This is a genomic window from uncultured Clostridium sp., from assembly GCF_947036855.1.
In the GTDB taxonomy this organism is placed as follows: domain Bacteria; phylum Bacillota; class Clostridia; order Clostridiales; family Clostridiaceae; genus Sarcina.
The window spans coordinates 1-19667 of record NZ_CAMQRY010000039.1 but is presented as its reverse complement, the minus strand read 5'-3'; the positions used below and the strand labels follow the sequence as shown (position 1 = coordinate 19667).

General features: G+C 28.3%; 28 protein-coding genes. 16 read left to right on the top strand and 12 right to left on the bottom strand.

Annotated features, from left to right (window positions below; all coding sequences use genetic code 11):
- The 5 genes from Q0V15_RS06040 to Q0V15_RS06020 form a co-directional block, all read left to right on the top strand.
- On the top strand, positions 1-1805 hold a 1805-nt coding region (locus Q0V15_RS06040), incomplete at its 5' end, for a tail fiber domain-containing protein (protein WP_297437012.1).
- Positions 1802-3823 carry a BppU family phage baseplate upper protein gene (locus Q0V15_RS06035; protein ID WP_297437010.1) on the top strand — a complete coding sequence of 674 codons (2022 nt, stop codon included), beginning with the start codon at positions 1802-1804 and terminating at the stop codon, positions 3821-3823. The genes Q0V15_RS06040 and Q0V15_RS06035, both read left to right, overlap by 4 nt.
- An 87-nt stretch (positions 3824-3910) precedes the next feature.
- Positions 3911-4879 carry a tyrosine-type recombinase/integrase gene (locus Q0V15_RS06030; protein WP_297437008.1) on the top strand — a complete coding sequence of 323 codons (969 nt, stop codon included), beginning with the start codon at positions 3911-3913 and terminating at the stop codon, positions 4877-4879.
- Positions 4880-4948: 69 nt separating this feature from the next.
- Positions 4949-5359, top strand: a complete 411-nt coding sequence (locus Q0V15_RS06025; RefSeq protein ID WP_297437006.1) for a phage holin family protein — start codon at positions 4949-4951, stop codon at positions 5357-5359.
- Positions 5352-6125: an N-acetylmuramoyl-L-alanine amidase gene (locus Q0V15_RS06020; RefSeq protein WP_297437004.1), complete on the top strand. Its 774-nt coding sequence runs from the start codon at positions 5352-5354 to the stop codon at positions 6123-6125. Before Q0V15_RS06025 ends, Q0V15_RS06020 begins: the two co-directional genes overlap by 8 nt.
- Positions 6126-6204: 79 nt before the next feature.
- Here the strand turns inward: Q0V15_RS06020 and Q0V15_RS06015 are convergent, their stop codons facing one another.
- The 10 genes from Q0V15_RS06015 to Q0V15_RS05970 form a co-directional block, all read right to left on the bottom strand.
- On the bottom strand, positions 6205-6534 hold the full coding sequence (locus tag Q0V15_RS06015) for a hypothetical protein (protein WP_297437002.1): 330 nt from the start codon (positions 6532-6534) through the stop codon (positions 6205-6207).
- A gap of 1 nt (position 6535) precedes the next feature.
- Positions 6536-6730 carry a hypothetical protein gene (locus Q0V15_RS06010; RefSeq protein WP_297437000.1) on the bottom strand — a complete coding sequence of 65 codons (195 nt, stop codon included), beginning with the start codon at positions 6728-6730 and terminating at the stop codon, positions 6536-6538.
- Positions 6720-6965: a hypothetical protein gene (locus tag Q0V15_RS06005; protein ID WP_297436998.1), complete on the bottom strand. Its 246-nt coding sequence runs from the start codon at positions 6963-6965 to the stop codon at positions 6720-6722. The genes Q0V15_RS06010 and Q0V15_RS06005 overlap by 11 nt, the downstream gene beginning before the upstream one ends.
- Positions 6966-7060: 95 nt before the next feature.
- A complete protein-coding gene (locus tag Q0V15_RS06000; RefSeq protein ID WP_297436996.1) occupies positions 7061-7333 on the bottom strand; it encodes a hypothetical protein in 273 nt (90 codons plus the stop codon).
- Positions 7334-7348: 15 nt separating this feature from the next.
- Positions 7349-7561, bottom strand: coding sequence for a helix-turn-helix domain-containing protein (locus Q0V15_RS05995; RefSeq protein ID WP_297436995.1), 213 nt, complete (start codon positions 7559-7561; stop codon positions 7349-7351).
- A gap of 20 nt (positions 7562-7581) precedes the next feature.
- Entirely contained in the window at positions 7582-8220 is a 639-nt protein-coding gene (locus tag Q0V15_RS05990) for an HTH domain-containing protein (protein ID WP_297436992.1), read from the bottom strand.
- Positions 8221-8296: 76 nt separating this feature from the next.
- Complete coding sequence (locus Q0V15_RS05985; RefSeq protein WP_297436990.1) at positions 8297-8467, bottom strand: hypothetical protein; 171 nt, start codon at positions 8465-8467, stop codon at positions 8297-8299.
- Positions 8468-9130: 663 nt separating this feature from the next.
- The gene (locus tag Q0V15_RS05980; protein WP_297436988.1) at positions 9131-9418 is read right to left on the bottom strand and encodes a hypothetical protein; all 288 of its coding nucleotides are present in this window, start codon (positions 9416-9418) and stop codon (positions 9131-9133) included.
- Between the two features lie 2 nt (positions 9419-9420).
- Positions 9421-10296 carry a ParM/StbA family protein gene (locus Q0V15_RS05975; protein WP_297436986.1) on the bottom strand — a complete coding sequence of 292 codons (876 nt, stop codon included), beginning with the start codon at positions 10294-10296 and terminating at the stop codon, positions 9421-9423.
- A gap of 129 nt (positions 10297-10425) precedes the next feature.
- Positions 10426-10602: a hypothetical protein gene (locus tag Q0V15_RS05970; RefSeq protein ID WP_297436984.1), complete on the bottom strand. Its 177-nt coding sequence runs from the start codon at positions 10600-10602 to the stop codon at positions 10426-10428.
- Positions 10603-11041: 439 nt separating this feature from the next.
- Here Q0V15_RS05970 and Q0V15_RS05965 point away from each other — a divergent pair, with 439 nt between their 5' ends.
- From Q0V15_RS05965 to Q0V15_RS05935, 7 genes are all read left to right on the top strand, one after another.
- Positions 11042-11812: a hypothetical protein gene (locus tag Q0V15_RS05965; protein ID WP_297436982.1), complete on the top strand. Its 771-nt coding sequence runs from the start codon at positions 11042-11044 to the stop codon at positions 11810-11812.
- A gap of 174 nt (positions 11813-11986) precedes the next feature.
- Positions 11987-12187, top strand: a complete 201-nt coding sequence (locus tag Q0V15_RS05960) for a helix-turn-helix transcriptional regulator (RefSeq protein ID WP_297436980.1) — start codon at positions 11987-11989, stop codon at positions 12185-12187.
- 246 nt (positions 12188-12433) lie between these two features.
- Positions 12434-12610, top strand: a complete 177-nt coding sequence (locus tag Q0V15_RS05955) for a hypothetical protein (protein WP_297436979.1) — start codon at positions 12434-12436, stop codon at positions 12608-12610.
- A complete protein-coding gene (locus Q0V15_RS05950) occupies positions 12607-12783 on the top strand; it encodes a hypothetical protein (protein ID WP_297436977.1) in 177 nt (58 codons plus the stop codon). The genes Q0V15_RS05955 and Q0V15_RS05950 overlap by 4 nt, the downstream gene beginning before the upstream one ends.
- 302 nt (positions 12784-13085) lie before the next feature.
- Entirely contained in the window at positions 13086-13532 is a 447-nt protein-coding gene (locus Q0V15_RS05945) for a hypothetical protein (protein ID WP_297436974.1), read from the top strand.
- Positions 13533-13544: 12 nt separating this feature from the next.
- Positions 13545-13760, top strand: a complete 216-nt coding sequence (locus Q0V15_RS05940) for a hypothetical protein (RefSeq protein ID WP_297436973.1) — start codon at positions 13545-13547, stop codon at positions 13758-13760.
- Positions 13760-16108 (top strand): hypothetical protein, encoded by a 2349-nt coding sequence (locus tag Q0V15_RS05935; RefSeq protein ID WP_297436971.1) that lies wholly within the window; start codon positions 13760-13762, stop codon positions 16106-16108. The genes Q0V15_RS05940 and Q0V15_RS05935 overlap by 1 nt, the downstream gene beginning before the upstream one ends.
- A gap of 1 nt (position 16109) precedes the next feature.
- On the opposite strand, the gene Q0V15_RS05930 is transcribed toward Q0V15_RS05935, so the two are convergent.
- Positions 16110-16412: a helix-turn-helix transcriptional regulator gene (locus Q0V15_RS05930; protein WP_297436969.1), complete on the bottom strand. Its 303-nt coding sequence runs from the start codon at positions 16410-16412 to the stop codon at positions 16110-16112.
- A 129-nt stretch (positions 16413-16541) separates the two neighbouring features.
- On the opposite strand from Q0V15_RS05930, the gene Q0V15_RS05925 reads away from it, so the two are divergent.
- Positions 16542-16691, top strand: a complete 150-nt coding sequence (locus tag Q0V15_RS05925; RefSeq protein ID WP_297436967.1) for a hypothetical protein — start codon at positions 16542-16544, stop codon at positions 16689-16691.
- On the opposite strand, the gene Q0V15_RS05920 is transcribed toward Q0V15_RS05925, so the two are convergent.
- Positions 16688-17074 carry a helix-turn-helix domain-containing protein gene (locus Q0V15_RS05920; RefSeq protein ID WP_297436965.1) on the bottom strand — a complete coding sequence of 129 codons (387 nt, stop codon included), beginning with the start codon at positions 17072-17074 and terminating at the stop codon, positions 16688-16690. The genes Q0V15_RS05925 and Q0V15_RS05920 overlap by 4 nt on opposite strands.
- Before the next feature lie 264 nt (positions 17075-17338).
- Between Q0V15_RS05920 and Q0V15_RS05915 the strand changes: the two genes are divergently transcribed.
- The 3 genes from Q0V15_RS05915 to Q0V15_RS05905 all read left to right on the top strand — a co-directional run bounded on the left by Q0V15_RS05915 (position 17339) and on the right by Q0V15_RS05905 (position 19357).
- Positions 17339-17518 (top strand): helix-turn-helix transcriptional regulator, encoded by a 180-nt coding sequence (locus Q0V15_RS05915; RefSeq protein WP_297436963.1) that lies wholly within the window; start codon positions 17339-17341, stop codon positions 17516-17518.
- A gap of 260 nt (positions 17519-17778) precedes the next feature.
- Positions 17779-18585 carry a phage replisome organizer N-terminal domain-containing protein gene (locus Q0V15_RS05910; protein WP_297436961.1) on the top strand — a complete coding sequence of 269 codons (807 nt, stop codon included), beginning with the start codon at positions 17779-17781 and terminating at the stop codon, positions 18583-18585.
- Positions 18527-19357, top strand: a complete 831-nt coding sequence (locus Q0V15_RS05905) for an ATP-binding protein (protein ID WP_297436959.1) — start codon at positions 18527-18529, stop codon at positions 19355-19357. The genes Q0V15_RS05910 and Q0V15_RS05905 overlap by 59 nt, the downstream gene beginning before the upstream one ends.
- The last annotated feature ends 310 nt before the right edge of the window (positions 19358-19667 follow it).

Sequence of the window (19667 nt, the reverse complement as noted above, 5' to 3'; positions counted from 1 at the left end):
GAGTCGCAAAGTCCGAATTAATCTCCGCGTCATCTTCCCTTTTGACTAGCTATAATGCTCTTAAAAAGGCTATTTTAGATGGTATAACGGATAGTTTAATAACTAATGCAGAAATTAATTTAATAAATGCTAAGACTACTCTTTATAAAACTGCAAGTGCTAATTATAAAGAAAAATTTACTAAAGCTATTGATATTATTGGAACTAAAAAAGTAAAAGATTTAGAAGTTTCAACAACAAAAAAAATGTCATTAATTGAACAAAAAGCTGATAAAATTACGCTAACCGTAGAAGCAAATTATGATAATAAAACTATTACGAATAATAAAATCAATAAAGCTATTAATGATTATAAAATAGTTGTTGATACGGAATTTGATGATATTATAGATTCACATTTAAATTTAGAAACAGAAATGAATGGAGCTTTTAAAGATGGAATTATAAGTGAAGCTGAAGCAAATAGCATAAATGAAAGATTAGTTTCTTTAGAAAAAGAAAAAGCTGATATAGATAAAGAATATTCCGTAATCATTGCTAATAGTTCCCTTACTGGAACTGCAAAGTCCGAATTAATCTCCGCATCTACTGGCATATCAACTAGCTATAATGCTCTTAAAAAGGCTATTTTAGATGGTATAACTGATTCTCTTATAACTAATATAGAAATTAATCTTATAAATTCTAAAACGGAACTTTATAAAACTGCAAGTGCTAACTATAAAGAAAAATTTACTAAAGCTCTTGATGCAATTCAAAAATTAGAAATTAAAAAAGTTAATAGTACTATAACTGAAAATGATAAAAATACTAAATATGAAATATCTAAAATAGAGCAAAAAGCTAATAAAATTGATTTAGAAGTTAAAGAAAAAGTTGGAAATGATGAAATAGTAGCAAAAATTAATATGACTTCAGAAAAAATTAAAATTGCAGCTAAATTTTTAGAACTGCATGGACTTGTAGAATTTAAAAATTTAACGGATGGAAGGACTATTATTTCAGGTTCAAATATCAAAACTGGGGAAATTGAAGCTATTGACATAACGGGTTGTAATTTTCGAGGAACAAAATTATTTTACATGGCTCCAAATGGGACGATGGCTTGTGATGGAAATACTTATATAAGGCACCTTTACGTACCTGAAACGCACCCTAGTTGGGATGGAATAGGTAGTTTTAGAGTTGCTCCGACGGGTTATTTCGATAATGAAATCAGAGCTGGAGGTGAAATATATTCTAATAATCAGGGGCTTATAAAAAGGTCGAATGATGCTTATATAAAAGTAGATAAAATAGCTATTCAAAAAAGTGAAAATGGGCAATATTTAGAAATTGCTGGGTATCAATCCAATCACGTTTTTGGCGTTGATATTTGGTATTCAGACGCTAATTTAAAAGAAAATATTAATAGAATTAATAGAAATTCTAAGCCAGCTTCTAATAAAAAAATAGGCTTGGACTTAATTAATTCTATAAATCATTTTAATTTTAACTATAAAGAAAATAGCGATTTTGTAGATTGTGGATATATAGCACAAGATTTACAAAAAAATAATTCTGATTTAGTTAGAGAAGTAAAACAAAATGATGGAAGTATAGTATTAGAGCCAGTTGCAAGTTTAATTATCCCTAATTTATCTTTAGCGATTAAAGAACAACAGGAACAAATTAATTTATTAAAAGAGCAAATTAAAAGTTTAGAAATTACTTTAAATAAAAAAATAAGTATAAAAATCAATGAATTTTGCAGCAGATATTATTTAAAATCTATGCAATTTTTTAAGAGGAAGGTGATAAAATGATTAATAATAAAAAGAGTATTTTGCAAATAGATGTATCACAAAATTATGGGTATTTGCTAAATATAATGGAAAATGATGATATTAACCTAGAGTTAGAAATAATTAAAAATTCTATTCCTTTTAGCGTGGAAGGGCAAAAAATAATACTTGCAGCTAAAGCGAAAAATTGTAATTATCCGATAGAGCAAGCGGAAAATATATCAGCTAAGGGGAATTTAGTTAAAATTAAATTAAGAGATTCCGTTGTGAAACAAGAAGGTGAAGTAAAATTACAGTTAATTTTTGAAGATGCAATTGGTGCAATAACTTCATCATCTTTCTTTATAAAAGTCGGAAAATCTATTCTTGGTGATAAAAGTATTAAGGAAAGTGGCTATATAACTATCTTAGATACTACAAAAAGAGAAGAACCTATTAGAATTTCAAATGAAAATACTAGAAAAACTAACGAAAGCACTAGACAAGCTAATGAACTCACAAGGCTTTCTAACGAAGAAACTAGACAAGCTAATGAAAATATACGAATAGAACAAGAAAACGCTAGAGAATTGATTAGGAGCGAAATTATAGGGGCAAGAGGTCAATCCGACAATCTTCTACAAGAACTTAACTATCGTGAAGCTAAAATGTTAGAGAATATGGATTATAAATATTTGGACTTTGTAGGAGTCGGAGCAGTAAGCGTGGAAAATAGCGTAAATGGACATATTCAAGATTTAAAAATCTTAGGAAATACTACTGGTGGCTATGATGAAATCTCCGCAACATCTGCTCCTATTGTGTCTAGTGGTATGGCAGAGGGTGGAGTTGTAAAGGTTAAGTCAATAGGTGTTAATATGTTGAATCTAAAAGAGATATCAACTTCAAAACCTGTCCCTGATGGTTCAGTAAAACTTGAAAATAATAATATTATAATAAATGGAGATTTGCCAAGCTATCTTAATATAGATTTAGGTGGTATCAAAAAGAAATTCAAATCTACTGATGATTTATTTATAAATTCAGTTGTAGAAGGTGCTTTAGTAGACAATCACTTCTATTCGCTTTGGGGTTTTAAGAATGGTATTAAGGTAGATAGAGTATCTATATATACTTATAATTCGACTTTAAAAATAGCATGGCTTGATGCTGTTGATACTCTTGATTATGATGAAGTTAGAATATTTTTAACTACTACTTGGAATACTCCAGCAACAGTTAATGCTACTATAAAAAATATAATAGTTAGCACAATAATAGCAACAGATTACGAACCCTATCAAGAAAGTATTGTTGAAATTCAACTTCCTGAAAGCATGAGAGCTACTGGATTACAGAAAGATGATTTCGTAAGAGCTGGGGCTAATGGATTTGTTGAAATAGTTCAAAATAAAACTATATATAATATAAGTAATTTTGATAGATACCAAGTTATGAACAGTGGTCTAAGTGATGGTTACTCTAACTATCAAATTTTAAATTTTGATGAGATAAAAAAATTTCCAAGCACCTCAAGAAACGGAATTGCCGACAAATGCTCTTATGCACTACCTTGGGGTAATGCAGAAGCAACAAAGGTTTGCATAGGTATTATGAGGAATAATGAGAATCTACTTCTTAGAGGTACATTTGAAAACATAAACAAAGGAGTGCAACTTACAGCAGAAGAAATTAAAATTAAAATCAAGGAATTAAACGTATCAATTTGTTATGAGTTAGAAACTCCAATTATCCATCAAACTAATATCCAAAACAGTCAACTAAACTTGACAACATTTCAACCTTTGACGCACACTTTAAGCGAAAATTCTGTACCTTGCGGACTTGAATTTAAAGCACCCGTTGATGTGCCAAAATTTATTGCTGCAATGAAAAGAGAAAGCATAAATCAGAAACAAGAAACAGGAAAATTAAGAGAAGGGACTTTATTATTAGTTAATACTTTTATTAGTATTCTAAGCCCAATGATCCTTCCAACTGAAATAAAAGAAAATATACTTTTAGATAATTTAATTAATTATAAAAATACTTTAATTTAATATATAGCTTTAGTTGCTACTTCCACTTTTAAGCAAACTTTCAATATTCTAGATATAATTAGAGTATACAAAAGAGGAGGTCGCAGCATGAGCATAGACAGTATTATAATCAGAGTCGTTGGGAAATATACAGACAATTTTGAAGAACAATTAAAATTAAAAAGTATTTTAGAAGAGGTATTAAATGAATATCAAATTACAGAGTTAAGTACTTCTTTAATAGCTTCGGATATGATGGAGCATATAAGAGAATTTATTTTAACTAAGAAATTCGAAGGCTTGTCTGATAAGAGTTTAAGAAACTATTCTTATGAATTAGTGAGATTATCTAAATATATTATTAAGCCAGTTAATCTTATAACTAAAGTAGATTTAACTCTTTATTTTGCAAACTTCAATATAGCAAAAACTACTTTATCAACTAGAATTACAATAACTAAAAATTTCTTCACTTGGTTATTTGAGAACGATAAAATCACAGATAATCCAACTAAAAAAATTAAAAAACCTCGAATTGATAAAAAATTAAGAGAAGGATTAACTAAAGAGGAATTAGAAATTGTAAAAGAGGCTTGTATAAATATTAGAGAAAGAGTTGTAATAGAATTCTTAGCATCAACTGGATGCAGAGTAGGAGAATTAGAGTTTTTAAGAGTAAGAGATATAGATTTTAATACTAATCAGGTTAAAGTTACTGGAAAAGGGAATAAGCAGCGTATAGTGATTTTCAACTATAAAACTAAAATTCTTTTAATTAAATATTTTAAAGAGCGAGGATTTGAGTCTGAATATGTATTCTGTACAACTATAAAGCCTTACAAAAATTTAGGAATAAGAAGGCTTGAAGAAATAGTATCAGCGATAGGGAAACGAGTTAATAACAGAGTTTATCCTCATAAGCTTAGACACACATTTTGCACTCATAAGGTTGATGGTGGTATGAGTATGCCAGTTGTTCAGCAACTCATGGGACACGAGAGTTTAGGGACTACGGAGCGTTACTTTACACTTTCAAAATCAACTATCGAAAATGAATATAATAAATTATCAAATTAATAAATCAGAGTTTGTAGAAGTACAAGCTCTTTTTTTATACAAAAATTTAAAAAGAAAAGGGGTAATAAAATGGATTTTTTTAATCAACTAACAAGCTTAATGCAACAAATTGAGCTATCTGTACTATATCAATTATTTTCAATATTTGTAGGACTTGATGTTCTAACTGGGATAATTAAATCTTTTAAACTAGGGAAAATGAAGAGCAGAACGCTTAGAGATGGATTGTTTGCAAGCGTAGCTGAAATGTTTATCTTAATTATTGCAGTTCTAGTTACAAAATTTATACCAGCAACTACACTTCCAGTTTTTATAGTAATGCTATTTATGTGCATTAAAGAATTATATTCTATTTTAGAAAATCTAACTGAAATAGGTGCTAGATTGCCTAAATTCTTGATAAAAGGTTTAGATGTTTATATCAATAAAATTGATAACTTAGAAATTAAAAATAATGAAGAGGTGAAGAAGAATGATTAATCGAGGTGGATTTGATGGTGGTCATGCTCTTATTGGAGCAGTAGGAGCAAGTGGAAATGGACTTAGAGAGGAGGTTGAAGCAAGAAAAGTTAAAGATAGACTTATAGAAATGTTTAAAGAAAATAAATTTACAGCAATAGATATTAGTTGCGATGAAGCTTCAAGTGCTAATTATCAGTTGCAAGTTATTTGTAATAAGGCTAATGCACAGCCTTTAGATTTAACTATCCATTTACACCTTAATTCTTTTTCTAAAGTATCTGCAAATGGTGTAGAGTGCTTTGTTATATCTACAAATGGGCAAGCTTATCAATATGCAAAAAAAATACAACATGAATTAGTAAAAAATATTAGATGGTATAATAGAGGTGTTAAAACTGCTAATTTTAAAGTTTTAAGAGATACTAAAGCACCAGCAGTTTTAGTTGAGCTTGGATTTATAAGTAATAAAGGCGATATGCAAAAATTTGATGTTGAAATAATTTCTAGATCTATTTTTAAAGCAGTAGTTGGCAAGAATTATATAGCACCTAAGCCACCAGTAGATACTACTTTATGGACTTTACAGAGAGGGGCATATTCTGTTAAAAGTAATGCTAAAAAAGAAGTTGCTAGGCTTAAAAAGTTAGGAATTAAATCATTTGATAAATTTATAGATGGGTACTGGAAAGTTCAATTAGGAGCATTTTCAGTTAAATCTAATGCAATTAAAGAGCAAGGAAGGTTGCAAGATTTAGGAGTAAACACTATTTTAGCAATTAAATAAAGGTTATTCGCTTAAGTACACCTTTGCGAATAAGTACAAAAAATTAAGGCTAGTAGATTAATTTCTACTAGCCTTTTTTCTATTTAAAATCAAACTCTATTTTTTTAAATCTAACAAGTGAATCTCTATCCCTAAAGTGATCATCTATTACTTCTTCTTCAAAAAGTTCTATTACTTCAAAGAAAATTGTAAATTCAATTTCTTCATCTTTATCATCATTTTCTACAGTAATTCCAAAATTTTTATATTTAGCTAATTCTGAAACTAGACAGGAATCTAGCAAATCACAATCTTCATCATTATATTTCATAAATTCATCAGCTAGTTTTTGAATAGTAATTATCTCATTTTCTTCAAAATCTACATCAAAAGTAAATTTTTCATTTTCATTCTCTAATATTATTATCATTTTATATCCTCCAATATCTTAATCTAAAGATAATTTTTTCTATGCTATAAGTTTCTAGTGCTTTATGCTCTTTAATCGCTCTAGCGTAGTCGTATGAGCCTATTATCAACCATTCTGTAGTTAATTTAACTGCTACTTCATATAATCCATTTATCTCAACTGTACTTATCTCTCTATCAGCTAATTTAGTTTTCATAGCAATAATCCTCTTGATTTTCCTCGATTATCTCTTCAATTTTCGCTAACTCAGTTTCGATAATTTCGATATCAGTTTCAGTTAAATTTTCATCAGCACTTTTATAAATATATATTACTTCATCTGCAATTTCTTCTATTATAAAATTTTCTAAGTTTATATTATCTCTAAATATTTCTACTTCTTCTACGGCAAGTCTTACAACTACATCTTTTTCTTTAATATTATAATCCATTTTTATACCTACCTTTATTTATTTTTACTCAAAAGTAAGGTATAATATATTTGCGAGATATATTAGGTGCCTTACTTTCGAGTTTGGTGCTTTTTTTATTTAAAACTATTGTTTATTTTTTCAATATCAAATTCATACAATCTTATAAAACTTGTTTTTTCATCGCAAACTTTACTGAAAATAAGTATATCAATATCTATTTTCAATATCGCTAACTCAACAAATTTAGAACTTCTAAATTCTATTAATTCAATTTCTTCATCAGTATAACTATTCCAAATCCAAGTTTTGCATATCGCTTCAGTAAAATCACTTTTTTCTTCAAATAAATTCTCGATATTTTCAATTTTCACTTTTTTATTTTTCAAATTAATTCCTCCTTTTTATAAAAATAATTCATCATCTGGACTTAAATCAATATCAAATTTATCTATTAAGGCTTTTCTAGTTACTAGCCAAGTTCCACCAGATTTTTTATAATCTATATTTTCAATCCAGCCATCTGCTCCTCGTCTTAGAAAACTTTTAATTTTATCTACTTTAAGCCCATATACTTGTTCTATTTCTCTTAAAGTAAATACTTCAGTTAATCTCATAAATTATAATCACCTCTAATTTATATTTTTTTTCTATAAAATGAAATAGTGGATTCTGAAACTTTTAATATTTTAGATATTTCTTTACCTTTTAATCCTTGATTCTCTTTAATAAATTCTATAACTTTAACTTTATCTATTTTATTTTTTCTATTTGAAGAATCAATATATCTATAAATATTAGATTTTACATTTTCATAAGTTTCACCTAATATCTCAGCTATTTCTTTTAAACTATAACCTTTCTCATAAAGTTCTTTATATCTTGCTTCATTCACTTTATTTTTTCGATTTGTTGCTATATTTTTCTTTTTTAAATTGTAAAAAATACTTTCTTTTGATTTATTTGATATCTCTTTTATCTCTTTTATTCCTACTCCAACTTTATATAAATTAATAATACTTTTTATCTCTTTATCTTTTAATCTATAATTTTTTTCAGAAATTTGTTTTTCATACCCATGATATTCATATCCGCCGTTTCCACCCATAACTGTATCTATTCTATATCCTTTTTCTCTTAATACTTCGATAGATTTTGTTATATACGTTTGATTTATCCCTGATTTTATAACCAAATCAGTTCTGGTTATATCTTTCGCCGTTTTCAATATTTTTAATATTTTATAAGCTCTTTCTAAATCATCAAATTTACTCATTGCTACCTCCAACTATTAATACCATATAGTTAAGATAAAAAGCTAGGTTTAAGCCACCTAGCAAGGCTTTTTATATCTAGAACTTATATTTTTCCATTAATTCTAAATTTAATTCATCAATTGTCTTAGCTCTCATAGTTATTTCTACTTTTGTGTTTTCAGTTGTTTCATATACCTCATATACTTTAGTTGAGCAGTTATATTTTACTGCTACATTGTACTTTTCAATAAGTTGCTTTTTATTCATAATTATTATCTCCTTTCTCGTATTTTTTTTTTGTTATTTGCTATATTTATATAATACCATTGACGCGAATTCGAGTCAATATGTTTTAATAAAATAATTATAAAAAGCGTTCGACAAACATTCGACAATATAATTCTATACTTAAATACTACCCTATTTTCATACATTTAAAACTTTATTTTTTACAGCGTAATATTGAATTTTTACGCATAAATTTTATCAAAAGTGGGGTAGCCCACTTTCTGTTTTTTTTTATCAAAAGTGGGGTAGCCCACTTTTTAATATATTTATGAATTTTCTTCAAAAAGTGGGGTAGCCCACTTTCTGTTTTTTCAAATTTATAAAAGTGGGTGAGTCAGTTTTTTTCTAAATCAAGTTATTTCAATAGCTCCAGCTATATAAAAATAAAAAGTTGGTATGGACTACGCACCATCTAGTAAAAAAGGCTAAAAAACCATAATTACGCTGCGAAATTTTTTTAGAGAAAATAAGCATAGTTGTACTATCAAAAAAAGAGGGCAAAACTGCCCTCGATACGCTCAACTAAATTTCTTGGAAAACAAGTCTTGAAATGCAGATTCCACGACAAGTTTATTATCAATAATATTCCTCACAGGAATATTTTCAAATAAAAAAGAGTAGTATTTCTACTACTCAAATTAATTAAAAACCACCAGTAAGATTATTTATACTTTTCTTATCATCATTATTAAGTTTAATCTTTTTTTCTTCCCTTGGTTCTTCAATTTCTTTTTTAGGTTCTTCTATATGCTCTATCTTCCTAGGAGCTTTTTCTCCACTAAGTTCTCTATTCATTTTTTCTTCGATAGCTTTTTTCACAAATGCACTTTTACTATATTCATCACTTAAATAGTTCCAAAGCTTCATTTCTTTTTCATTATTAATATTAAAATACATACTCAGTCTTTCTCTTCCGTTTTTGTCAGCCAATATTATTCACCCCAATTTAATTCTGCAATCATTTTATTCCCTAAAACATTACTAAATAAAACATCATTTACGAATTTTGCATCAGTATATTTATCTTTAATTTCCTCTTTAAGAGTAGCACTTCCACCACCAGTAAACCAAAGTTGTTTAAATTGCGGATTATAAGGTTTAAGGTTATTTGCTAGTTCATTTATAAAGTTTACTTTTATTTCTTTTACTTTATCTTCATCTACTTTTTTCTTATCAACTAAGTTTCTTACTTTTTCTATCTTTATATCAGTATCAGATAATAATTTTGCTTGTACTTCTTCATAGAAATCATATAAACCACTTGGAATTGTTCCAGTATCTTCAACTGCTCCAGAGCTATAATCAACTATGTTTGCAGTCCTACCGCCTAAGTCAACTAAAAGTATATCATCATTTCTTTCACTCTCACTTAAAGTATAAACAGATGAGAATCCTTCACCAACTACTGCAACTTTTTCTATTCCTATAACTTTTTTAACTCCATTATAGTTAATTTCAAACTGCTTTCCTTGCAAATCATTTATCAGTTTATCTTTATTTTTAAGTTGTGTTAACGGTAATCCTAAAACTAACCCTATTCCATCAATAGTTTTTACAGTCTTTCCATAAGACTTGGCTATTGCTGCAAGTAAACAAGGTTTATAATTTTTAAGAGTCTTATCATAATCTAAGTCCCAAGCTCCCTGCTCTATAAGAAACTTTTCATCTTCAAGTATAAGATAATCTACTCCAAATACTTCCTCAGCTATACCAACTTTTTTAAATCTACTTTCAAAAATGACCTTGTTAGATGTTTTAGTATTATAATTTCCTAAATCAACGCTTAATATTCTAGTTATTTTACTCATAAATACCTCCTAATGTATTTTGTGATTTTTTATTGAATTACTATATAGTGTTATTATACTCTAAATAACGTTACTTGTGAATACCTTTTATAACGTTATTAAGTGTTTTTTATCGTCAAATAACAACATTTATAATTTAGGCATATAAACTCCAGCTAAACAAGCTCTGCTATATTTAATTATAAGCTCTTTCATTTCTTTATTACTACAATAAGCTCTATACTCTTCTTCTGTAACTCTAAAAGCAATCGTTCGAGTTTTATTAACTTTATGTTTGCATTTGCTTACAACGTCTTTCTTAGCCATACAATACACACATCCTTGTTATCCATTATTGAACTAAGTATATCAAAGTTTACAAATTTTACCAATACATAATAATAAAAAAGTTATCCACACATACTAAAATAGCCATTGTGGATAACTTAATAAAAAATTTATAAAATTATGTTTGCATTTCCAATTCAGTAGTATTATACTTAACTTAATAAAAAATTACATAAAAAAAAGTCCTTCGATTCTCACTTAGGTTTAGGACCATTTGTAAGAATTAACTCTTAGCAAGTACTCGTAATACTTATTAAAAGCTGAAGAACTAAAAAAATGATTATTCATTTGTTTTAAACTTACGTTTATTATAGTAAATTTAGAACGAATTTGCAATAGAATTTTTTTACATTCGATGCCTTTAGTAAAATATTATTTTACTGGAGGTCTTTTTTTTGATAAAAAAAGGAGAATGAAAATGAAAAAAAGATATTTAAGAGCATTTACAGATGCAGAAAAAAATTTATTTAATACAAAAATAGAAAAGGATAAAATAAGATATTCAACTATGTCAGTTTACTCATATCTACTAAAACAGTTTGGAGATGCTCAAGTAGAAGAATTAGAAGTATCATATAGAAGCTTTTTAAAGAAGTATCATAAACATCATGAAAAAATTTCAAAAGATACTTTAGCTAATAGATTATCAAAACTTATAGAGCTTGGACTTATCCAGTTAACTAAAATAAAACAAAAACATATTTATAAACTTGTAAGAAAGGTAGACAGTTTTTCAGACAGTTTTTCAGACAGTCAAAATGTAGTTGAAACTGTTGAAAATACTAGCTTAGAAAGTGATAGTGAAATCCCTAAAGCTAAAAGCTTAACTAGAGATATAAATAATATATATATAAGTGCATCTGAAGCAGATACAATTGCAAAAGAAATAATTAAAGAATTAGCTATAAAAAGAAAAATAGTTAAGAAAGCTATATTGCTTAGAGTTAAAACAGTTTATAGCAATATAAATAAAGCAGGAGCTATTCCATATATAACAAAAATTGCAATTAATGCAGTTGAATATTTTAATATAGCAGCAACTAGAGCAAATAAAATTATTACAGCAAACAAAAAAAATAAGCTAATAAAAAAAGAAAAGCAAATGAAATTTAAAAATCATGAAGAGCGAGAGTATAGCAAAGACGATTACGAGGATATGTATGATGATCCAAGTATAGCATTTTGTTAGATTAAATAACTTACAACTTGTCCATAATATGCCATAGAGGTGATATTTAGTGTATAAGTGTAAAAAAACATTAATAAGAATAAATATACTGTTAACATTGGCATTAGCAAGCAGTTTAATATTAATAGCTTGTGCTATAATTTAGCTAATTAAAATTGAATAAGGTGGGTGCGTATGGCTTTAGGTAATAGGCTTAAGGAAATAAGAATGCGAGAATATATGATGAATCAAAAAGATTTTGCAGATATGCTTGGCATTAGTAGAAGCACATATAACAATTTAGAAACTGGAAGAGTTGATGGCAGAATAGAAACAGCTTTAATAATCTCAGAGGCTCTTAATATACCAGTACACGAAATATGGCACTTGAAATAGTGCTTCTACCCACCTTTTAAATCGCTAAATTAAGATTTTTGCGTATAAAATTAATTTTTATTTTAAAATAGGTATCAAAAAGTAATTTAAGACATATAGTAGAGTATAAGGCAAGTCGGACAAAGTGAATAAGCGTACTACAATAGCAAACAGTGATGTGTATAGTGCATCAATAATATTTAGCTGAGTACCAAAAATTTATGATGAATTGCACTTGTTTACTAATTTGATACGGAGGAAATAGAAATGGCAAATAGATTGCAGATAATTATAGAGTTTAGCAGATATGAAGTAGAAGAAGTTGCTGCATATGCTAAATTAAAAGAACTAAGTTCACCAGGAGCATTAATAAAAGATGCACTTATGGGAAAAATCCCATTTGAAATGTTAAGAGCAATTACAAAGGGGACTGCTGAAGAATGAAAAATAAAGAAGTTAAAACATTAACTTTTAAAGAGCTTGGTGAAAGAATGCAGGTAGCAGTAGAGATTGCAACTTTTATAAGCAAAGATAAATCTTATAATGCAATAAAAGATTTAAGAGATAAGATTTATAGTGATCTAGTTGAGATAGCCTTTAGTAGAAAAAAGGCATAAAAAAAGCCTATCCGTTGATTGGATAGACTTGGGCTAGGTAACTATCACTCGCTACTAAAGCACGCTACATGATAGCTTATGCATACCAACTTTAAAAGTTGCTTAATTCTAGTCAAATACTACAAATCGTAATATATTCTTAATAATTTAAGTTAAAAGAGATTCGGCAATTCTAGCTCCTGCTGAGAAAGCCATGGCAATCATAGAGATTATTAATCCAGTTGTCATCAGAAATCACTCCCTTATAATTTGTATTTTATGATAGTAGTATTTGTACTTTTCATTTTTTTATACATGCTGAGGTGGAAAATATGATTAATAGATTTTTAGAAAAGAAACATATTAGATTAAGCTTTCAAGAATTTTTTGCACTTGAAAGAGGAGAATTAACTTTAGAAGATATTTATTTCGATAGAAAATTAGAAAGTTTTGCTGGCAAAGTAATGAAGTCAGAATATAAATTAGCAGTAGTATTTATGATTGCATCAGGACTTTTAGTATTATCAAATACACAAGCTCTAGCGGTCGATACAAGTAAGATAGATAATTTAGGCTTATCAGTTCTTGGAATAGTTCAAACTGCGGGATATTGGTTTTGCTTAATCCTTGCTACTAAAGATATTATCAGTGCGTTGATGGAGGGAAATACTAAGAAGATAGGAAGTATAGTAGTTCATTATCTTTCAGCATTTGGAGCATTCTATGCTTTGCCTTGGCTATTTGATTTAATAAAAGAATTATTGGCGTAGGAGGGGTAAAATATGGATTTTATTTTAGAACCAATTAAAGAAGGTCTAGCAAGTACTGGAATATATATATTAACAGTTTTAGTGAATGGAAGTTACTATATATGTTTAACTGCAAGTATTGGAGGATTATTAGCATATTTAGCTGGATTTAAAAGTGGTGGAAGATGGACTACTTTAAGCTTAATGATTTATGCGACTTTACAAGCAGTTCTAGGAGCATTAAAGTAATGTTTGCAAAAAAAGAAACTCGCATGAGTTTAGAAAAATGGTTTGCACTTACTAAACCTAAGTACACATATATTAAAATTACTCCGGATAAGTCTATTAAAAGTTATAACTCAATAAATATTGCTAAAGCTATAAAGTATACTTATAAATCAATTAACAAAAGAATTAAGATAGAGCAGAAGAAAATTTGGTTTGAAACTAATTTCAAAGTTAGCTATATCATAGATATTAAAGATGGAGGGGCTAGTTTTTATTTTCTAGTTCCTCAGGTCTTTAAGGCAATTATTATAGAAAAAATTAGAGAGATATGGGCAAAGGCAACTTTAGAAGAGATAGAAAAGTTAGAGGAGCATACGAAGGAAGTTGAATGCTATCAAGTAGCTTATAAGAAAATGGATGCACTTAGTTTAAATGTAGATAGAAGAAGTGCTGAGCCTTTAAGCAGTATATTATCCGTTATCGAAATAATGAAAGAAAGTGATAGGATAACTATAATTTACAATTTTCTACCAAGGACTAACGGAGGTTGGGAAAATGAGTATAGAGATACTATCAAAGATTTAAAAGAGGGTAAAAATATAAATAGAGAAAAATCAGATGTTCAAGTTTTGGCAATGAATTCTATAATATTTTTACTAGGATTAATGGAAACTATTATGAGTACAGTTGGTGAAATATTTGGTGCAAATATTAAAGAAAAAGATATTGGGCTAGTTGAAGCACTTACAACAGCATTACAGGATAATAAAATTTTATCAGGTGCAACTACTAAGAAAAAGGATTCAAACGTACTAGATGGACAAATAGCTATTCTTACAGATGGTATAGATGCAACTAGAAGAGAAAATAACGCTATATCAGTCGCTCATGCATATAGAGTCTTAGATGAGGACAATGAGCTTGTATATAAAAAAGTTAAAAAAGATTTTGATATTTTAGATTATAAATTTAATAGAATTGATATAAATACTTTTTCAGTTCAAGAGTGTACTAATTTTTTACAAATACCATCAAGGCTTATTTTAAAAGCTTTTAATAAGATAGGGCAAGTTAAAGTAAATGAAAATCCAGTACCAGAAGAGCTAAGAGAAGGATATATAAACTTAGGTGAAGTTAAATGCAAAGGTATAAAACAAGAATCATTTTTACAGGACCATAAAGATATTGGAGCAATGCCTTTATATGTTGCTGGTAGACAAGGAAGTGGAAAAAGTACCTACTTTGCTAATTATGCTAAATATTCGATAGATAATAAGGAGAGCGTGGTCCATATAGATTTTATAAAAAATTGTGAAGCCTCTAAAGATATAGAAAAAGCAGTTGATAAAGATAAAGTAGTTATATTAGATTTTAGTACAGAAGATGGATTGCAATCACTAGCATATAATGAAATAAATTTCACGAAAAATATGACTTGGTTTGATAAGCAGCAACTAGCAAATAAAAAAACATCTTTAACCTTAGAGCTTGTAAATTCTATAAATGATGCTGGAGAGCCATTAAGTCCTAAGATGGAAAGATACTTAACTGCTTGTACTGATATTATATATCTTAATGACCAAGCCACTTTTAAAGAAGTAATAAAATGTTTGCAAGATTTTAGATATAGAGAAACTATAATTGATACTATACCAGAAGAGTTAAAAGAAGAATTGCAAGATGAAATTAATACTTTATTAGAGTTAGATGAGTGGAGCAAAGCTACCAAAGATAATCCAAGTGAAAAAATAGGAACTAGAGATAGTAAGATAGAAGGAATATTAGATAGGGTAACTTTACTCAAAAGAGATTTTTATTTAAAGAAAATGTTTAATAAAGCCCCAAAAAATAATATTAATTTTGTGGAAATCATGGAGCAAGGAAAAGCTATATTAATAAGAATGCCTCAATCTAAATTTAAGAGATATGTAAAAAATGTTATAACTACTTTTTTAGTAACTAAGTGTTGGCTTGCGTGTGAAACTAGAGGTGAGTTGCATGAAGAGCCTAGACGGTGCCATGTGATGATAGATGAAATTTCACAAACTAAGACTGCTGAGAAATATATGGAATCATTATTAACTCAAACTAGAAAGTTTAGAATGAAATTTGTACTTACTGGACAGTATCTTGACCAACTAGATAAGAATACAATTTATAGTTTAAAAGGTGCTGGTACAAGCTTCATGCTTTTAAAAGGCACTATAAAAGAAGATTTTGAGTATTTGAAAGATGAATTAAATGGGGAATATGAATATGAGGACTTAAAAGAAATGGAAGAGTATAGCTCACTTAATCTTATAGAAACTACAAAAGGCAAGGTGAGTTTTATAAGTAAACTACCAAAACCTATAAAAAAGAAGGGCTAGATTACTCTAGCTCTTCATCAATTTTATTTTTTAATAGCAGCAAAGTATCTTTATCTAATACTTTAAAGTCTATTAAATCAATTACATGACACTCTAAGGCTTCAGCAAGTGCCAGTAGTTCCCACATTTTAGCATCAAGAAAGTTATTTTCTATTACAGAGATTCTTGATACTGAAAGTTTAGATTTTATTGATAATTTAGTTTGGTTCATATGCTTCAACTTCCTTATTATTCGTATTCTAAATATTTTACCACCTTCTACAAAATCAGAAAAATCTTGGAATGCTTTAATTATAATACTCAAAAAAATTGGAATAAAGAGGGGATTGGAGGGGTATTTGTCGAAAAATTCCATATATAAATAATTTTTAAGAAAAATAGATGATATAATAATACTAGACAATTAATTTAGTCACTTTGAGGGGGAAAAAAATTGAGAAGAACTTTTGAGGAATTAAGTGAGAATATGGTATATGGTAATGAGAACACTAAATTAGAAAAGAAAAAAATATTATTTGAAAAAGTTTTAAGAGAACAACTCGAACTTTATAGAGAAACAAAGAAAGAGCAAGACTTTAATTAGTCTTGCTCTTTGTTTATTTCTTCTAAAGTTAAGTAATTTTCAACTATATTTAATATAGACTTTTTAAAACCTTCATTTCTATGAAGGTCCTGTGGTGAAGAGATTTTATTAGCTGATAAAAATCTTTGATATATAATATCTACTTCAGCATTTAAATTAATATTAAAACTTTTAATCTCTTCTTCAGCATTTAACCAATAAGTTACATTAGTATCAAAGAAATCAGCCAGTTTTACAGCCATGTTTTTACTTGGCGTTCTAGCTCCTCTTTCTATATCACCAATTACTCCAGTTGCACATTTAAGTTCTTTTGCTAAAGCTGTCTGTGTAAAATTTACATTTAATCTGCATTTTTTAAGACGTTCTGCAAATACCTTATTCATTTCATAAACTCCTACCTTCCATATTTTGTTAAAAATATCCATACCAAAATGATAACATATAAATTCTCGCAATACAATAATACTGCGAGAATTTATATGTTATTTAATATTTATTTAGGTTAATAATGTGAGAATATTTTTAAAAAAATAAGTATTTTATTAATAAATAGAAAATAATGGGAAAATAAGAAAAAAATACTTGAATTTCTCGCATAATGCGATAAAATTATAAATATAAATAATATTTGCGAGAATGGAGAACAGATGAACTTAAGAAAATTAAGATATGAAAATGGATTGACAAGAGATTATGTTTCAAAACAACTTGAAATCACAGGAGATCATTTAAATGCTATCGAAAGAGGAGCAGCAAGATTAACAAGTGATAAAGCTTTTATACTTAGCAAGTTATATAGAGTTGATGTTGACAAGATATTAAAGTAGGAGGTGAACAACTGATGACTAAGGCACAAAAACTACTTCAACTGCAAGAAAAATATTTGAGAGAAAAACTTGAGCTTAAAAGATTAGTAGAAACTGAAAAAGATAAAAAAGAAAAGGAGGATTAAGTGATGGATGCAAAAAAAATTAGTGAGTATATGAAAATTATGAGTTGGTTAAATGTTAAACCAACAGCTCATGCAGCTAAAAGATATCAAACATTAAATTTAAAAGTTAAATTATAAGCAACAAGGGGTGAAAAAATGACAAGGAATAAATTTTACTGGCTAAAGTTACAGGCAGATTTTTTTGATAGAGAAGAAGTTAAAGTTATAGAAGCTCAACAAAATGGACATAAATACGTTAATTTCTATCTTAAATTAATTCTTAAAAGTATTAACAATGGTGGAAGATTAATGTTTAGAAATATTATACCGTACACACCAGAAATGTTATCCACATTAACTAACACAGATGTTGATACAGTACGAGTTGCAACAGATATGTTTATAAAACTAGGATTGATGGAGCAATTAGATGATGGAGCCTTGTTTATGGTAGAAACACAAAATATGATAGGTTCAGAAACTAAGTGGGCTGAGAAAAAAAGGTTGCAAAGAGAGAAAATAAAAGAAGAAAAAAAAGCGTTAGAGGGTGGGGACAATGTCCCTAAGTTGTCCCGAAATGTCCGACAAGAGAAAGAGATAGAGAAAGAGATAGAGAAAGAGATAGAGAAAGATATAGAGAAAGATATAGAGAAAGATATAGAGAAAGATATAGAGAAAGAACTTAGTAGTAGTTTTAGTGAAGTTTTTAAAGTTATAGAAAAATGTGGATTTAGAGTTACAGCTATGTTAGCAGAAAATTTAAATAATGATATTGAAGAGTTTGGAGCAGAGTGGGTTAAAGATGCAGCAGTTATAGCAAGTAATAGAGCTAAAGTAAATTATAGCTATATGAAAGGTATTTTAGATAATTGGGCAAGAGATGGCAAAAAGGAAGTGAAGAAGAGTGGAAAGTGTGATGAAAGTTCTAACAGGAAACTTGCAGACGAAGGAATCGGTCTTTAGTAATCAACTTGGAAGTTGTCCAGAATGTGGAGAAATTATTGAAAAAGATATAGTTATAGTTAATAAAAAAATGAGAGTTAAAGTTTTATGTAGTTGTGCAAAGGAAAAGAAGGTAAGAAAAGAACAACGGGAAGAAGCAATGCAAAAACAAATAAGGCTCAATCAAATGTTTACTAATAGCCTTATGGACAAGCAGTTTCTAAATTCAACTTTTAATAATTGGGACAAGAGCAAAGGAAATCAAAAAATATTTAATATTACATCTAAGTATGCACAAGGTTGGAGAAAAATGAAAAGTGAAAATATTGGCTTACTACTTTATGGTAATGCTGGTAATGGAAAAACATATGCTACTTGCTGCATAGCAAATTATCTTATGAGTAGAGAAGTGCCAGTAATAGCATGTGGAATAAATGCTATATTGCAAAGAATTCAAAGTACTTATAACTCTTATGGTAAAGAGGGAGAAAGTAATATTATTAGGAGCTTTACAAATGCTGATTTACTTATCATTGATGATTTAGGAGTAGAGCAGAGTACAGAGTGGGCAATTACTAGAATATATAACATTATTGATTCAAGGTATAGAAATAATCTACCAACTGTAATTACAACTAATCTCGAATTAGTTGATATAGAGAAGAAATATGGAAAAAGGACTTATGATAGATTACTAGAAATGTGTACTCCAGTTCTAAATGAAGGTAAGAGCATTAGAAGAGAAAAGGGAAAAGAAAAAACAAATGTATTAAAAGAGTTATTAAATAATTAGGGGGAGCTATGAGGGTTTTAATATGGTTATTTGGAGTATTAATTTTCCTTGCATTTTTTAAAGCTGCATCTAGGGGGGATAGGGAAAATGATAATTATTAGTCCGTTACACATTATCAAAATTGCATGTGAAAGAGCCAAGCCGAGGCTAGATAGGTTGATAAAGAAAAGTAAGGGAAGAATTAGGTATAACAAGAGGATTAGGAATAGAAATAAGACTAGAAAATAATAGTGCAAGGTTCGCGACATACGCTCCTTTTAGGAAAAAACAGAATGTTAAACAGATGAATATAAGAATATATGTAGAAATT

What these genes read in the sequence shown, in the direction of transcription:
- Q0V15_RS06010 (WP_297437000.1), bottom strand. Translation starts at nt 6,730, where the DNA reads ATGAAAACTAAATTAGCTGATAGAGAGATAAGTACAGTTGAGATAAAT.
- Q0V15_RS05950 (WP_297436977.1), top strand. Translation starts at nt 12,607, where the DNA reads ATGAAAAATAAAGAAGTTAAAACATTAACTTTTAAAGAGCTTGGTGAA.
- Q0V15_RS05990 (WP_297436992.1), bottom strand. Translation starts at nt 8,220, where the DNA reads ATGAGTAAATTTGATGATTTAGAAAGAGCTTATAAAATATTAAAAATA.
- Q0V15_RS05910 (WP_297436961.1), top strand. Translation starts at nt 17,779, where the DNA reads ATGACAAGGAATAAATTTTACTGGCTAAAGTTACAGGCAGATTTTTTT.
- Q0V15_RS05955 (WP_297436979.1), top strand. Translation starts at nt 12,434, where the DNA reads ATGGCAAATAGATTGCAGATAATTATAGAGTTTAGCAGATATGAAGTA.
- Q0V15_RS05970 (WP_297436984.1), bottom strand. Translation starts at nt 10,602, where the DNA reads ATGGCTAAGAAAGACGTTGTAAGCAAATGCAAACATAAAGTTAATAAA.
- Q0V15_RS05960 (WP_297436980.1), top strand. Translation starts at nt 11,987, where the DNA reads ATGGCTTTAGGTAATAGGCTTAAGGAAATAAGAATGCGAGAATATATG.
- Q0V15_RS06015 (WP_297437002.1), bottom strand. Translation starts at nt 6,534, where the DNA reads ATGATAATAATATTAGAGAATGAAAATGAAAAATTTACTTTTGATGTA.
- Q0V15_RS05940 (WP_297436973.1), top strand. Translation starts at nt 13,545, where the DNA reads ATGGATTTTATTTTAGAACCAATTAAAGAAGGTCTAGCAAGTACTGGA.
- Q0V15_RS05995 (WP_297436995.1), bottom strand. Translation starts at nt 7,561, where the DNA reads ATGAGATTAACTGAAGTATTTACTTTAAGAGAAATAGAACAAGTATAT.
- Q0V15_RS06035 (WP_297437010.1), top strand. Translation starts at nt 1,802, where the DNA reads ATGATTAATAATAAAAAGAGTATTTTGCAAATAGATGTATCACAAAAT.
- Q0V15_RS05915 (WP_297436963.1), top strand. Translation starts at nt 17,339, where the DNA reads ATGAACTTAAGAAAATTAAGATATGAAAATGGATTGACAAGAGATTAT.
- Q0V15_RS05920 (WP_297436965.1), bottom strand. Translation starts at nt 17,074, where the DNA reads ATGAATAAGGTATTTGCAGAACGTCTTAAAAAATGCAGATTAAATGTA.
- Q0V15_RS05975 (WP_297436986.1), bottom strand. Translation starts at nt 10,296, where the DNA reads ATGAGTAAAATAACTAGAATATTAAGCGTTGATTTAGGAAATTATAAT.
- Q0V15_RS06020 (WP_297437004.1), top strand. Translation starts at nt 5,352, where the DNA reads ATGATTAATCGAGGTGGATTTGATGGTGGTCATGCTCTTATTGGAGCA.
- Q0V15_RS05935 (WP_297436971.1), top strand. Translation starts at nt 13,760, where the DNA reads ATGTTTGCAAAAAAAGAAACTCGCATGAGTTTAGAAAAATGGTTTGCA.
- Q0V15_RS06025 (WP_297437006.1), top strand. Translation starts at nt 4,949, where the DNA reads ATGGATTTTTTTAATCAACTAACAAGCTTAATGCAACAAATTGAGCTA.
- Q0V15_RS05965 (WP_297436982.1), top strand. Translation starts at nt 11,042, where the DNA reads ATGAAAAAAAGATATTTAAGAGCATTTACAGATGCAGAAAAAAATTTA.
- Q0V15_RS05985 (WP_297436990.1), bottom strand. Translation starts at nt 8,467, where the DNA reads ATGAATAAAAAGCAACTTATTGAAAAGTACAATGTAGCAGTAAAATAT.
- Q0V15_RS06030 (WP_297437008.1), top strand. Translation starts at nt 3,911, where the DNA reads ATGAGCATAGACAGTATTATAATCAGAGTCGTTGGGAAATATACAGAC.
- Q0V15_RS06005 (WP_297436998.1), bottom strand. Translation starts at nt 6,965, where the DNA reads ATGGATTATAATATTAAAGAAAAAGATGTAGTTGTAAGACTTGCCGTA.